This is a genomic window from Sorangium sp. So ce131 (assembly GCF_051519095.1).
Taxonomy (GTDB): domain Bacteria; phylum Myxococcota_A; class Polyangia; order Polyangiales; family Polyangiaceae; genus Sorangium.
In genome coordinates this window covers 5,923,775-5,938,421 of record NZ_CP150455.1, presented here as the reverse complement: position 1 = coordinate 5,938,421, position 14,647 = coordinate 5,923,775, and the positions used below count along the sequence as shown (strand labels likewise).

The following is a 14,647-nucleotide window of genomic DNA, read 5'->3' as shown; positions in this document are numbered from 1 at the left end:
TTGCGCGGAGCTTACCCCGATCCGCTTCGAAGCGCCTCTACCGCGCGCCGGATGCCCTTGGCCACCTCGGTCCAGGCTTCGTCCGGGTTCTGCCAGGAGGTGACCGGCTTGCCGTCGTTCGGGAGCGCCTGCAGCCTGGCGAAGGGCGCGCTGTGCCAGTCGGTCTGCCGGAGGATCACCGGGATGACGCGGGCCTCACCGGCGTCATGGCGCTCCAGGGCGCGCCGCATCTCCCTGTCGAAGCAGTAATCGGAGGCCAGGAAGTCGGCGCTCACGAGGAGGAGGATCACGTCGGCCTCGTGGAGGTGCTCGTCGATCTGGCCAGCCCACGCGTCACCGGCGGCGATGCGGCGGTCATGCCAGCTCTGGAGGAGGCCCTCGCGCTTGAGGAGGGCGAGGTGGGTCTCCAGCGCGTCGCGGAGCGCCTCGTCCTTGTGAGAGTAGCTGAAGAAGAGGCGGATGGGCCTGGCTGCCGAAGGGTCCTTCTGCACAGGAAGCAGCGGCTCATCGTCCGTAATGCGAAGGCCAGGCACGAACTCGTCGAGCTCGCCGAGATCGAAGCGGCAGAGGTTGACGGAGTGCCAGAAGCCCACTGCGACGTTACCGCCGAGCTTGTAGCGCCCGTCGGGGCGGAAGGCTACCCAGCCTTCCGGGAGCTTGAGCAGCACGGCGAGGCATGCGCCCGTGCGTACATCCCAGAAGCGCAGGGTGCTGTCGGTGGAGCTGGAGAGGAGCGTTGAGCCGTCCGGTGTGAAGGCAACGTCCCAGACCTTATCTGTGTGTCCATGAAGGACCCGCGCGATGTCGCCCGTCGGCGTGTGCCAGAGTCGAATGCTGCCGTCACCAGACGCCGACGCGAGCAATGTGCCGTCGTGGCTGAAGGTCACACTCTTCACGGGTCTGCCGTGGCCGCGCAGCACGCGTGGCTTGCTGCGATCCACGAGCGACCAGAGCAGGACGGTCATGTCGTCGGAGCCCGAAGCCAACATTGCGCCGTCAGGGCTGAAAGCCACACTCCTGACGGCATCCTCGTGGCCGGCCAGCACACGTGCCGTTCCTTCGTCAGTCATGCTCCAGAGTCGGACGGTCCGGTCGCCGAAGCCTGCGGCCAACATTGTGCCGTCAGGGCTGAAAGCCACGCTCCTGACAGCAGCCTCGTGGTCGGCCAGCACGCGAAGCGGCGTACCCGTCTCTGTGCGCCAGAACCGAACCGTTCTGTCATACGAGCCCGATACGAGCGTCCTCCCATCTGGGCTGAATGCAATGCTCGTAACGTGATCGGTGTGCCCCTCCAGCACCTGCCCGGAGTCGCCGGCGTCGAACTTCCATAGCCGGATCGTGTGGTCAGGCGCGGCGGAAGCCAGAGTCGCGCTGTCAGGGCTGAAGGTTAGCCTCGCCAAGGACATGCCGCCTCCCTTGAGCGGCGGTAGGGCGCGCCACGTCGACGTCCGCCAGAGATGAATATCCGAGTCGTCGGAGCCCAGAGCGAGTGTCGCGCCATCGCTGCTTAGGGCCATTGCCATGAATACGCTCGGGTGCCCTTGCAGCGCGCGCAGGGCGGCGCCGGTCGAGACCTGCCAGAGCCGCACCGTCCTGTCCCCCGAGGCAGAGGCGAGCGTCGCGTCGTCAGGACTGAACGCCACCCCGGTCACGGCGGCTGAATGTCCCTCGAGCAACGACGAGCCCCTCAGGTGTGCTGCGCCCCCGGTCGAGAGGTGCCACAAGCGCACCGTGCAGTCCGCGGAGCCCGAGGCGAGCACCGCGCCGCCATGGCTAAACGCGACGCTGGTCACGTGCCGCGCCTGGTGCTTCACCCAGCACGACGCCTCGCCCGTCGTCACCTGCCAGAGGCCGATGTCGCCATCCGCGGATCCGGAAGCCAGCACCTCGCCGCCGGGGCTGAAGGCGACGCTGAGCACGCCGCCCCGGTGGCCGTTCAGCTCCCGGAGCGTGTCGCCGGCCGAGGCCTTCCAGAGCCGGATGCTCGTGTCCTCACTGCCTGAGGCGACCATCTCGCCGTCAGGGCTGAACGCCACGGTCATCACCGCCTTCAGGTGACCTCGCAGCACCCTCAGCGGCCCGAAGGTGGCGACCTGCCAGAGCCGGACGGTGGCGTCAGAAGAGCCGGAGGCGAGCATCTCACCATCACGGCTGAACGCCACGCTGGTCACGTAGCTCGTGTGGCCCTTGAGCACGCAGAGCACGTTGCCAGTGGCTACGTCCCAGAGCCGGACGGTGAAATCTTCGGAGCCGGAAGCGAGGGTATCGCCGTCACGGCTGAAGGCGATGCTCGTGACCCAGTCGGCGTGGCCGTTGAACCGGCGCAGCGCGGTCCCTGTCGCCATGTCCCACAGGACGATCCAGCTGGCGTGCGCGGATGCGAGCAGGGTTCCATCGGGGCTGATCGCCACGGCGTTGCCTCGGCTGCCTTGTACCCAGGTCGGCTCGAACCTCGCCGCTTCCGGCATCGCCGCGCCGAACGTGTCGCACCTGTCGAACCGCGCGCCTCGCGCGCCCACGAGCTTCGCCCCGCGCAGCTTCGCCGAGGCGAGCTTCGCTCTCGTCAGATCGGCGCCCAGGAATCGCGCCCTGACCGCCGTCGCCCCCCTCAGATCCGCCCCGCCGAGCTTCGCCCCCGTCAGGTCCGCCCCGTCGAGCAGCGCCCCCGCCATCTGCGCCCCGCTCAGGTTGGCGCCGACGAGCTTCGCTTCCCGCAGGTCCGCCCCCTGCAACTCGCACCCGCTGAGGTCCTTCCCCGAGAGATCCTGCCCCCGCAGGTCCGCCCCCGCGAGGTTCATCCGCTCGCGCACGCCGAGCCCCATCCGCCCGTCGATCCGCAGCGCGTTCGCCGCGGCCACCGCCCCCCACGCCCCGCCGAGCGCCGCCCGTACCCACCCCTCCGCCGCCTCCCGCCCCGCGAGCGCCCCGAAGAAGTCGGCCATCAGATCGCTCACCTCCCGCTGCGCGAGCGCCGCCGCCTCGCCGGCGCGACGCACCTCGTCCGCGGCCTCCCGCGCGACCAGCCACTCGAGCACCGACTGGTGGATGAACCGGAAGTTCTCCTGATCGTCCCACACGAGCAGCGTCCCCGAGCCGATCTGGTGCGCCGTCACCCCCACGTCGAGCTCGTGTTTGCCGAGCGCCTGCAGCGCCGCAATCAGATCCGCCGGCAGCTCGCGGACATTCACGCTCTGCTCCGTCCGACGCCACAGCCTGAGCGCGAGCTCCGTCACCGCCCGCCACCGCTGCGCCACCGACAGCCCCGGCTGCGCGCCCTTCGGGTGGGCGCGCTCGTACTCCCAGACGAGCCACCGATCCAGGAGCAGCTTGTACAGCCCCGCCGAGGTGATCTCCCCGTCGCCCGCCTTCGCCTGCCGGAGCTGCGCCTCCTCGATCTCCGCGATGAACCCCAGCATCCGCGGGTTCGCCGACAGGCCGAGCAGGTCCCTCACGTCCGCGAGCAGCTGCATGCGCGCGCCGGCGGCCTCCTCGCCGCCGAGCCGGTTCACCAGGAACCTTCGGATCTGCGGCTCGGTGAACGGCAAGAGCCGCGCGAGCCGGTAGCCGGGCAGGAGCGCGGCCTTCTCCGCGAGCGCCGACCGGACCTGCTGCTCCGAGATGAAATGCTGGCTCCGGCTCGTGACCACGACCTTCGCCGCCTTGCCCTGCGCCGCCTGGATCAGCGTGTCGAAGTGCTCGACCGCGCGGTCGTACGTCACGCGGAACGCGAGCTCGTCGAAGCCGTCGAAGAGCAGCGCGACGCGGCCCTCGGCGAGCATGTGCCGGAAGGCGGGGAGATCGATCTTGCCCATCCCGGCGAGCGCGAGGTGCTGCGCGATGAGCGCGTTCAGGTCGCGCGCCTTCTCCAGCGCGCGCATCTCGATGAGCACCGGCGTCAGCGGGCCGCCCGCCTTGCCCATCCGCCGCGCGAGCTCGTGCAGGAGGAACGTCTTGCCCGTGCCGAAATCGCCGAGCACCAGCACGAACCGGCTGTGCTCCGAGTCGAGCAGCTCGGCGAACGCGTCGAGCGCGCGCTCGCGCGGCGCCTCCTCCTGGCCCACGGTGATCGCGATCCGCTGGTCGACGTAGAGCGCCGGCGGGTAGGTGAGGTCCCGCTCCAGGCGCGCGTTCTGCCACGAGAGGTAGCCGCGGAAGTCGATGAGGCCCTGGTACTCGAGGAACCGCACGAGGCGCACGCGCCGCGCGCCGGCGTAACGGACGAGCTCCTCCGGCGCGGGCTCGCCGCCGTAGACGAGCGTGGACACGAGGAGGGGATCCTGGTGCCGGTAGGAGGCGTCGATCGTGTCCAGGAAGAGCGTGACCGCCTCGGTCGAGATGCCGCTCTCGAGCGCCGCGAGCGGCTCCATCCGGACGATGCCGCCCTCGTTGACCGACACGCGCAGGTAGCAGCCGAAGGGGAGGGGAGCGTCGAACCACTCGATCTCGACGCCCTCGGGCTCGCGCAGCCGGCACACGCGCTCGACGCGCGAGAGGAAGTCGTCGCTGCGCCCCTCGCCCGGCAGGAGGATGTCGTCGCCGTGCTGATCCACGCGGCCGCCCCGCGCGCGGGCTGGAAAGCGGCGCATTCGCCCGCTTCGCTCCGTGAGCTCGGCGTGCTCGGCGCGCCCAGGGTGCAGGTAGCGCCGCAGGAACGCGACGAGGAGCTCCGCAGAGGCGCGGCACGCGAAGGCGTGGACGTCGTCGTCCCGGTCGCGGTCGCCGTGGTCCGAGACGGCCTTCGCGACGATCGAGCGCCGCCCGAGGCGCGCCGCGACGTGGCCGATCGCCGCCGACGCCAGCTCGACGCCGAGCACCTTCCGCCCGCTCGACCTCAGCCGCTCGAGCAGCCGGGGATCGTCCGGCGCCGCCCTGGCCGTCGCGATCGGGCCGATGTGCACGCGCAGCGGGCGCGCCGGCGGCGGGCCGTCGGGGTGGACCACGCGATCCCGACGGACCTGCGCGATCCCCACCTCTGTGAGCTCGAGGCCGCCGTCGCCGATCCGGAGCACCCCCTGCGCCTCCAGCTCGCCGATGCGCTCGGCCCAGCCCGGGCAACGCCGGGCCCGCTCGGGGTGCGCGACGGGCGGCGGACCTCCCTCCAGCTGGCTCGCGTAGAGGGCGTGACGGAGCCACCACGCCTGCGACAGCCTCGACGGCGGGCGCTCGTGGGCGAGCGCCGTCGCACGCTCGAACTCGGTCACGAAGCGCACGACGTCGAGGCCCCACGTCTTCTCGAGGTCGTAGGTGCCGATCTCGCGGAGCGTCCCGCCGGCGCCCTCGCCGCGGGCGTCGCCGCGCTCGCCCTCGTCGCAGACGTAGACGCGATCGGCGAGGATGAGGTCGCCGAGCGATACCTCGCCGCGCCTGCCGGCGCAGACGCCGCACACGGCGAGGCACCCAGGATCGAGCGCGTCGACGAGCGCCTGCGCCCTCGCCGCCGCCGCGCTCTCGCCCGTGCGCCCCGTCCACGCCGCGGCGACGCGGAGCGGCTCGCCGCGGTCGTTCGGGATCTCGCGCAGGTGGTATGGAAACCCGCCGCGATCGCGCGCCTCCTGCCAGCCGTCCCGGTCGCCTTCGCCGAGCGCGAGCACCGCCTCGAGCTCGTCCTCCAGCGCGGTTGCGATCAGCGCGTCGACGCGCCCCCTGAGGATGTCCGCCGGCACGCTGCCACTCTAACAAACACGCGCGCGCCGTTGCGCGGCCTGTCAGCCTCGAATGCCCACCGCGGCCTCTCGACGGCGCGACACGCAGCGCATGCGAGCTCCCTGCGTACCCCGGCGCTGCTGATGTGAACGCAGCCCCACGGCCGGCCTGAGATCAGGTGCTGCGGTCGCCTCCGCGCACGAGCGCCGTCAGCGCCTTGACGAGCTCCAGGATCGCCTCCACGCGCTGTCGGATGCAATCGCGCGCGGCGCGCTCCGACTGCCATGCGATCCTGTTGAAGATCGCGTCGCGCGCGTTGACGTCCTTCTGGAGCGCCTGGGTCACGAGCGACCTCGGGAGGCCCTTGTCGCAATGCTCGGCAGCCTCGACAACGGTCTCAGTGTTCTCCTTCAGCAGGAAGACGTGAAGCCTCTCCGGGGCGTCGCACTTCTCCTTGATGACGCGCACCACCGCGGCATCTTCGGCGTCCTCCGCTACCCCCTCATGCTTGAGCTGGTGGCGGATGGCGTCGTTGTCGATGATCGCAAAGACCTGCTGGCCCTTCGAGCTCAACCGGCGGATGTCCCTCCGGCAGCTCCGGAGCAGGTTCTGCACCCCCTTCATCGGCCGACCGTCGAGCTTCCTTCGAAGCGCGAAGAAGTCTTCGCCGGCGTCGTCGGCCACGCAGGCGACGACGAGGTTGTGGAGGCCGAACTCCTTCTCCGGGCCTCGCTGATCCTCGTACAGCATCACCGCGAACGGGGTCACTCTCCCTCCCGCCGCGTCAGGATGGAGGCCGCGTGCCCGGCTCCCCGCACGTCACCGAGCCCACGGTACTCGGAGAGCCAGTCCCGCAGCGCCTCCGGGTCCGGGCGGACGAGCCTCGTAGTGCGGCGCTCATCGAGCTCGCAGAGGACGACCGAACGAGCAGGGTCAGACAGGCCGTCGAGCAGCCGGTCGGAGTGCGTCGCGAGCAGCACGGGCCGATCCTTCGCCATGGCCTCGAAGAACCCGAGCACGCGCTGGAGCAGCTCGGGGTGCAGGTGAGTCTCGGGCTCGTTGAAGGCGATGAGGCTCTTCTTCGTGTTCAGCCGGTAGAGGGCCACGAACGCGAGGTACGCGAGCGTGCCGTCGGAGATCGCGAACGAGGAGATCTGGTCGTCGAGACCGGCGTACTTGAGCCGCAGGGCGATCGAGCCGCCGCCTGGATCGGCGCGCACGTTGACGGACTCGACGTCGGGACCGAGGCCCAGACGGACGTAGTCCATTGTCTCCCGCCAGTGCGCCTCGGAAAAATCGTTCTTGAGCGCGCTCCATGCGTTCGGGAGGTTGGCTCCGAAGCGCGACAGCGCCTCCGCCGGCTCGACGGTCGCCGCGCCGCGCAAGGGCGAAGGCTGGCCGCGCGAGCGCTGCACCCAGCGCGCCGTGGTGTCGAACGGCAGGTGGACGTCGATGGTGCGGAGCGCGGCGCGCACATCTCTTATGAAGCGATGCGGCGGGAACTCGCCGAACGAGGAGAGCGCCGTCCGCTTCGGATCGAACTTCCTCTCGATGTACGTGCCATCGCTCGAGTCTGTGAGGAATTTCAAGAAGCTATCGAAGTCGTCATCATCGTGCGTCGAGAGCACGCGTACGCGCTTGTCGGTGCCCTCGTCGTCGTCCCACTTGAGTGCGTCGAGTCGCTCCTCGACGACGGATCCGCTCCTGTTGAGCGTTAACGCATACTCGACCCGGTGGTAGAATGGATCATCAGGCGCGACGGCCATTCCAAGCTCCAGGTACTGTGCGCCGACGCGAAGCAGGCTCCCGACGCCGCCGTGAATCTTGTTCAAATCCTCATAGAAGCTCTCGCTGGCGGCGCGCTGTAGCAGCTCGCATGCCTCGATCAGGCTGCTCTTGCCGCTGCCGTTATCCCCGATGAGGACGGTGAGACCGTCAAGCTGAAGCCGCACATCGGCGAGCGAGCGCAGCCCCTTCACGTAAATCTCAGCGATCCGGTTGCCTGGCATGGCGGTCGTCATCGAGCCCGCGTGGTGGGGTCCACGGCGCCTTCGTAGTACCCCATGCGTGTGGGGGTGGCGTACCTTTTGTCGCTGCCCATCAGTCCGTTGCCGGCGCCTCCGGTCGCGTTGCCAGCTGCCGCAGCCGACCGCTGGACCAGGGACGTGGCGACCTGACCGCGTGGTCGTTCTCAGCCCCCTACCGAGGTCGCGGCCTAGACCGGCGCTCCTTTCCAGCCTTCGGCCCAGGTCGCGGCCTAGACCGGCGCTCCTTTCCAGCCTTCGGCCCAGGTCGCGGCCTAGACCGGCGCTCCTTTCCAGCCTTCGGCCCAGGTCGCGGCCTAGACCGGCGCTCCTTTCCAGCCTCCGGCCCAGGTCGCGGCCTAGACCGGCGCTCCTTTCCAGCCTCCGGCCCAGGTCGCGACCTAGACCGGCGCTCCTTTCCAGCCTCCGGCCCAGGTCGCGACCTAGACCGGCGCTCCTTTCCAGCCTCCGGCCCAGGTCGCGACCTAGACTGGCGCTCCTTTCCAGCCTCCGGCCCAGGCCGCGACCTCGACCGGCGCTCCTTTCCAGCCTTCGGCCCAGGTCGCGACCTAGACCGGCGCTCCTTTCCAGCTCCCGGACTAGGTCGCGACCTGGGCACCCCTTGGAAATGGCGCTCCGTCCCAGATCGCCGCCTCTGCACCCGCCCGTGACGAGCTCGTTCACGGTCGCGACCCTCCGTGCCCCCGCCGGGCTGTCCCCGCCGCCCCCGGCGCTCCTTCCGCCGCCCCGCCCGGCGGCGGTCGCCACCTGCCTTCGTTTTTCCTTGGACGACCGCCCTCCCGCGGGGATTTCATCCCGCCCATGGCGAGGCTCGTCGAGGCGCTCAACCGATTCTTCGGGCGGGTCGAGATCATCGCGCTCGGCCTGGAGAACGAGCGCAGCGCCGCCGAGGCCGCGCTCGCGAAGGACATGCCGCTCGAGGCCCGCGAGCACGCGCGCACCATCCTCTCGATCCTGCCCGACTCGGCCGTCGGGCTCGCGCTCTGGGCCGACGCCGCGGAGGAGGCGTGGCTCGACCACGAGGTCGTCACCGCGCTGTCCGAGCTCTCGAAGCGCGTGCCGTGGCGCGCCGACGTGTGGCTCCGCCTCGGGCGCGCCGGGCAGCGCACCGGCTGGGACGGCGCGCGGAGCGCGCTCGAGCGGGCCGCGGCGGCGCCGGAGGAGCGCGACGCGGCCCGCCTCGCGCTGCTCGACCTCTGCGACCTCGACCTCGCCGCGGGCGACCCGGCCCGCGCGCAGCGCTGGCTCGACCGCATCCCGGCGCCGCTCTCCTCGGCGCCCGACCGCGACGTCGCCCTCCGCCGCGCCGAGTGCGCGCTCGCGTACGGCGACCTCGACGGCGCGCGCGCCGCCGCGGAGATCCTCGGTCAGCCCGGCGCCGCCGACGGGCGCGCCGCGCTCGTCCTCGCCCGGCTCACGCTCGCGGAGGCGAGCGCCGCGGCGGGCTCCACGGCGGCGCTGCCGCCCGCGGACGTGGCGCGGGTGCTCGATCTCGGGCTCCGGGCGCTCGTGCTCGACGTCCCCGGCGCCGCGGAGCTCTGCGCCGCCCTCGTCGCGGCCTCGCGCGACGTGCTCGTCGTCGATCGCGTGCGCCGCGTCGTCCGCGCCGCGGGCGCGCTCGACGAGCCGACCTGGGCCGCCGCGTTCGCCTTCGCCGAAGGGCGGCGCGACGACGCGCGGCAGGCGCTCGCGCGCGGGCTCTCCGCGGGCGACCGCGCGGCGGCGGCGGCGCTGCTCCGCATGGCCGTCGAGACGCGCGACCTCGGCGCGCTCGACGCGCTCGCCGCGCGCGCCTCCGAGGCCGGCGCCGGAGCGGCGAGCGCGCCGCTCCTGCCGCCGGACCTCGTCCGCCTGCGCGACGCCGCGGCGCTCGCGCAGGCGGGCGGCGCGGACGGCGCGGCGAGGGCGCTCGACGCGCTCGACGCCGTGACCGGCGAGGGCGCGGCGTGGGCGGAGGACATCCGCCGCTCCATCGTGCGCGCGTGGCTCCCGCCGCCGGAGGACGCGGCCGAGCCGCGCGCCGCGTCCTCCGAGCCGCGCGCCGCGCCGTCCGCGTCGTCGTCCACGCCGTCCGCGTCGTCGTCCACGCCGTCCGCGTCGTCGTCCACGCCGCGCGCGGGGGTCGCCGCCTGGGGCGAGGTGCTGCGCGAGCTCGCGCGCACGGCCAAGCTCCTCGATCGGCTCGACCTGCTCGCGGCGACCGAGGCCCTCGCCGTCGAGCGCGAGCGGCCGCTCCGGGCCGCCGTGGTCGGCGAGTTCAACGCGGGCAAGAGCACGTTCCTGAACGCGCTGCTCGGCGAGGACGTCGCGCCGACCGGCGTGCTGCCGACCACGGCGACGCTCCACTGGGTCGCCTGGGCGCCCGATCCGTTCGCGCGCATCGTGGTGCGCGGCGGCCAGGACCGCGTCGTGCCGCACGCTGCCCTGAAGGACACGCTCCGGGCGCTCTCGGCGGCGGGCTCGAAGGTCTCGCGCGTCTACATCTACGCGCCCATCGAGCGGCTGAAGCGCGTCGAGATCCTCGACACGCCCGGCTTCAACGCGCCCGACCCGGATCACATCGCCGAGGCGCGGCGCGCGTTCGACGAGGCCCACGTCGCCGTCTGGCTGCTCGACGCGCCGCAGGCGATGAAGGAGTCGGAGCGGCGGGTGCTCGCCGAGATCAGCGCGCTCGGCGTCCCGGTGCAGATCCTGGCGAACAAGGCGGATCGCCTGAAGCCCGACGCCCTGGAGACGGTGCTCGCGCACGTGCGCGACAGCCTCGCCGCGAGCGCCATCACCTCGCTGACGCCCCCGATCGCCTTCTCGGCGCGGCTCTCGCTGAAGGGGCGGCTCGGCGACGAGGCGGCGCTCGCGGCCTCGGGCTGGGCCGAGGTCGAGGCGCTCTTCGCCGAGCAGATCGTCGACGCGAGCGACGCGCTCCGCGAGCGCGCGCTCCGGCGCAAGGCGGGCCGCATCGCCGCGGAGCTCGCCGAGGCGGCCTCCGCGCGCGCCGCCGAGGACCGCGAGGCCGTGCGCCGGGCGCGCGCGGCGGCCGATCGGCTCCGGGCGAGCGCGGCGTACCTGCGCCGCGAGCGGCGGAACATCGCCGCCGTCATCGACAAGGCGCTAGAGCCCGCGCGCCGCGAGCTCGCGGCCGACCTGCGCCCGATCGCGGCGCTGCCCGAGGAGCGCAAGCGCACGGACCCCGGGATCCGCGCCTACGTCCAGGAGCGGCTCGTCACGCGGCTGAGCTCTCCGCTCTCGGTCGAGATCGCGAGGGCAGCGGCCGAGGCGAGCGGCGACGCCGCAGCCGGCGGCGCGCGCGGCGTGCGCGGCGTGCGCGACGTCGCGGAGGACACGCGCGGCGCCGCGGCGCCCGCCGCCGAGCCGCCTCCGCGCGCGGCGGCCCAGGTGCGCGCGGTCCTGATGGGCATGGTGGCGGTGCACGAGGCGCCGGACGAGCTCGCGGCGCGCTCGATCGCGGGCGTGGTCGAGGCCGCGATCGACGCCTTCGCGATGGCGCTGTCCGCCGAGGCCGAGGCGCCGGTGCCGGCGCCGGCGTCGGCCGCGGTCGAGCAGCGCGCGCTCGGGCTCCGGGCCGCCTTCGAGGCGCCCGCGGCGCGAGAGGGCGCGTGACCGCGGCGGGCGCAGGCCCGCCGCCGACCCTTCGACCGGCAGCTCGCCCGCGCCCGCCTCAACGGCTCAGGAAGAACGCGAGCACCCCGAGCGCCAGCCCGATCACGATCGCCAGCGGCACCACGAGCCGGGCGAGCCACATGTCGGTCAGGTGCGCGGCCGCCCGTCGCGCCCGCGGGACGGGCGGCGCGCCGGCCCACGCGCCCTCGGCCCCGGGGGCCTGGTGCGCGGCGGCCCCGTGCGCTCCGGACGCCTGCGCCGCGCCACGCCGGGGGGCCGGCGCGGCGGCGAAGAGCGGCGCGAAGTCCTTGCGATCGTGGACCACGAGGTCGCTCGACGGCGGATCGCTCGACGGCATGCTGCTCCGCTGCGGGGGATGGCTGCTCCGCGCCTGCGGGAGCGTGCGCGCGAAGTCCTCCCGCGCCCCCGCGGGCGGCGCGACGAGCTCGGGATCGTCGCCGGGCAGCATCGCCGCGCGCGACGGGAGCGCGCTCGACGACGGCGCGTGCGTCAGCGTGTCGGAGCGGAACGAGGCCAGGGCCAGCCGCTCACCGCGCTGCGCCGGCGGCGGCAGGTCGACGTCGCGGAGCGGCGGCGCCGCCGTCATGGTGCTCCGGATCGACACCGGCATCGGCGACTCGATGGTCGGCGCGTCCTCCAGCGCGCTGGGCGCCGCGGAGGGGTGCACCACGTCCGAAAGCTCGGGCAGGAGCCGCTCCAGCTCCTTCCGCAGCTCGAGCGCGCTCTCCTGCCGCTGGTTCGGCCACTTCGCGAGCGCGGTGAGGATCGTCGCCTCCAGGCCGGGGTGGATCTGCGGCAGGAACAGGCTCGGCGCGGGCGGCGGCTTGCGGAGGTGATCCATCGCCACCTCCCACGCGACCGCCGTCGGCGGGAAGGGGAGCCGGCCGGTGACGAGCAGGAAGAGCAGGACGCCGCACGCGTACACGTCGCTACGCCCGTCGACGGCGTCGCCCCGGCACTGCTCCGGGGACATGTACGCCGGGGTGCCGACGACGACGCCCACCGTGGTGAGCGTCGAGCCCCAGACGCTGCTCGGCGGCGCGCTGCTCGGCCCCTCGTCGCCGGCCCGGGTGCCCCCCTCCACGATCTTCGCGATCCCGAAGTCGAGCACCTTCACGCGCTCCGCCGACGGATCCGAGGGGTCGCGCAGGATCATCACGTTCTCGGGCTTGAGGTCGCGGTGCACGATGCCCCGCTCGTGCGCGGCGACGAGCGCGTCGGCGATGCCGATCATGATCCGCGCGGCGCGCGCCTCGGAGAGGCGGCGCTCGGCGAGCAGGAGATCGAACAGATCCTGCCCCGAGACGAGCTCCATCACGATGTACGGCAGGTGCCCCTCCACCCCCGAGTCGACGATGTGCACCGTGTTCGGGTGGTGGAGGCGCGCCGCGGCCCTCGCCTCTCGGCGGAAGCGGCTCACGAACGTGGCGTCGCCGAGGAGCTGCGGGTGCATGATCTTGATGGCGACGTCGCGCGGCTCGGCGTCCTGCACGCCGCGGTAGACCGCCGCCATGGCGCCCTCGCCGATGAGCTGCGTGATGCGGAAGCGCCCCGCGATCGTCCGGCCGATGTGTTGCGGGCCCGCGCTCATGAGCGAGACTTCACCATAGAGTCCTCGTGCAGAGCTACCCCCGCCGCCCGCGATCCGCGGCGTCGCCGCCGGCCGCCGGGCCGTCCGCGCGAGCGCCCCCTCGGGCCCCGAGGATCGCCTCCAGGATCGGCCGCGCCCCCTGCACCGCGGTGCGCTGCGAGTACAGGTGGAGCCCGCGCAGCCCGCCGAGCTCCTCGCCGCCGCCCGCGCGGCCCGGGCCCCCGTGGACCGTCTGCGGGAGGACGGTGCCGGGGCCGGGCGCCTGATCGGCGATCTTCTCGCTGCCGAGCAGGACGCGGCCGTGGTACGGCGCGACGCCGAGCAGCACCTCCGCCGCGAAGGCGCGGTCGTCGCTGTAGACGGAGCAGACGAGGCTCCCGCGGCCCCGGCAGAGCAGCTCGGCGGCGCGCGCCGCGCTCCCGTCGTAGGGGAACAGCGTCGCGACCGGCCCGAAGACCTCGTGCTCGTGCGCGGCGGGCGCGCCGTCGGGGCCCTCGGCCACGAGCAGCGTCGGCGGCACGAAGTACCCCTTGCCGTCGCGCGCCCCGAGCGCCTCGAAGGGGCCGCTCCCGCCGATCGCCACCGCGGCCCCCGCCGCGAGGCGCTCGATGCCCGCGCGCACGCCGCGGAGCTGATCGGCCGTGGTGAGCGGACCGACCGTGACGCCGTCCTGCGCCGGGTCGCCGACCCGCGCCTCGCGCAGGCGCTCGACCAGGTCGTCGCGCACCGCGGCGACGACCTCCGCGGGCGCGAAGATGCGCCGGATCGCCGTGCACTTCTGCCCGGCCTTCTGGGTCATGTCGCGCGCGACGTCGCGGAGGAACATCGCGTACGTCTCGGAGCCGGGCGCGGCGTCAGGGCCGAGGACCGCGCCGTTCAGGCTGTCGGCCTCCACGTTGATGCGCACGCTCTCCCTCGCGAGGCCCGGCAGGAGCCGGAGCGCCGCGCCCGTCGCGCTCGATCCGGTGAAGGCGAGGACGTCGTCGCCGCCGAGGTGCTCGAGCAGATCCCCCGGCGGACCGGCGACGAACGAGAGGGCGCCGCGGGGCAGCGGGGCGTGCTCGGTGAAGATCTTCATGAGCCGGTACGCGACGAGCGCCGTGCTCGTCGCCGGCTTCGTGATGACCGGCATGCCCGCGAGGATCGCGCAGGCGGCCTTCTCCGCGAGCCCCCACGCGGGGAAGTTGAACGCGTTGATGTGCACGGCGACGCCCGGGCGCGGGACGAGGATGTGCTGGCCGAAGAAGCGCGGCGACCGCCCGAGCTGCACGCCGTCGCCGTCGACGAGCAGGCGCGCGTCGCCGAGCTGGGCCCCGAGGTCGGCGTAGTAGGCGAGCGTGCCGATCGCGCCGTCGACGTCGAACTTGGCGTCGCCGCGGGTGTTGCCGCCGTTCGTGATCGCGACCTCGAGGAGCGCGTCGCGGTGGGCGTGCGCGGCGCGCGACATGGCGCGGAGCAGCGCGCCGCGCCCTTCGAACGTGAGCGCGCGGAGCGCGGGCCCGCCCTCCGCGCGCGCGAACGCCACCGCGGCCGCGAGGTCGATCCCCTCCGTGCTCGTCTCCGCGATCGGCTCCTCCGTCGCGGGGTTGACGAGCTCATGCGACTTCCCTCGGCCGGCGCTCCACGCGCCCGCGACGTAGCTCTCGAGCCGCTCCATGGGGCGCGTAGCCTACTCGGGCGGTCGCTCGACACAACCCTCCCGCGAGGCGTCGACCGTCCTCTTCTCCTC

6 protein-coding genes are annotated in these 14,647 nt (G+C 73.2%); 1 reads left to right on the top strand and 5 read right to left on the bottom strand.

All coding sequences use genetic code 11. The features are described 5' to 3' along the window. Positions 1 to 11: 11 nt before the first annotated feature. The 3 genes from WMF43_RS21475 to WMF43_RS21465 all read right to left on the bottom strand — a co-directional run bounded on the left by WMF43_RS21475 (position 12) and on the right by WMF43_RS21465 (position 7,664). A complete protein-coding gene (locus WMF43_RS21475; RefSeq protein ID WP_437682868.1) occupies positions 12 to 5,663 on the bottom strand; it encodes a pentapeptide repeat-containing protein in 5,652 nt (1,883 codons plus the stop codon). 154 nt (positions 5,664 to 5,817) lie between these two features. Beyond that, positions 5,818 to 6,411, bottom strand: a complete 594-nt coding sequence (locus WMF43_RS21470; RefSeq protein ID WP_437682866.1) for a hypothetical protein — start codon at positions 6,409 to 6,411, stop codon at positions 5,818 to 5,820. Continuing rightward, positions 6,408 to 7,664 carry an AAA family ATPase gene (locus WMF43_RS21465; protein WP_437682865.1) on the bottom strand — a complete coding sequence of 419 codons (1,257 nt, stop codon included), beginning with the start codon at positions 7,662 to 7,664 and terminating at the stop codon, positions 6,408 to 6,410. The genes WMF43_RS21470 and WMF43_RS21465 overlap by 4 nt, the downstream gene beginning before the upstream one ends. An 825-nt stretch (positions 7,665 to 8,489) precedes the next feature. Here WMF43_RS21465 and WMF43_RS21460 point away from each other — a divergent pair. Continuing rightward, on the top strand, positions 8,490 to 11,306 hold the full coding sequence (locus WMF43_RS21460; protein ID WP_437682863.1) for a dynamin family protein: 2,817 nt from the start codon (positions 8,490 to 8,492) through the stop codon (positions 11,304 to 11,306). Between the two features lie 58 nt (positions 11,307 to 11,364). On the opposite strand, the gene WMF43_RS21455 is transcribed toward WMF43_RS21460, so the two are convergent. Continuing rightward, complete coding sequence (locus tag WMF43_RS21455; RefSeq protein ID WP_437682861.1) at positions 11,365 to 12,918, bottom strand: protein kinase domain-containing protein; 1,554 nt, start codon at positions 12,916 to 12,918, stop codon at positions 11,365 to 11,367. Positions 12,919 to 12,952: 34 nt separating this feature from the next. Then, positions 12,953 to 14,575, bottom strand: coding sequence for a 3,4-dehydroadipyl-CoA semialdehyde dehydrogenase (locus WMF43_RS21450; RefSeq protein ID WP_437682859.1), 1,623 nt, complete (start codon positions 14,573 to 14,575; stop codon positions 12,953 to 12,955). Between the last annotated feature and the right edge of the window lie 72 nt (positions 14,576 to 14,647).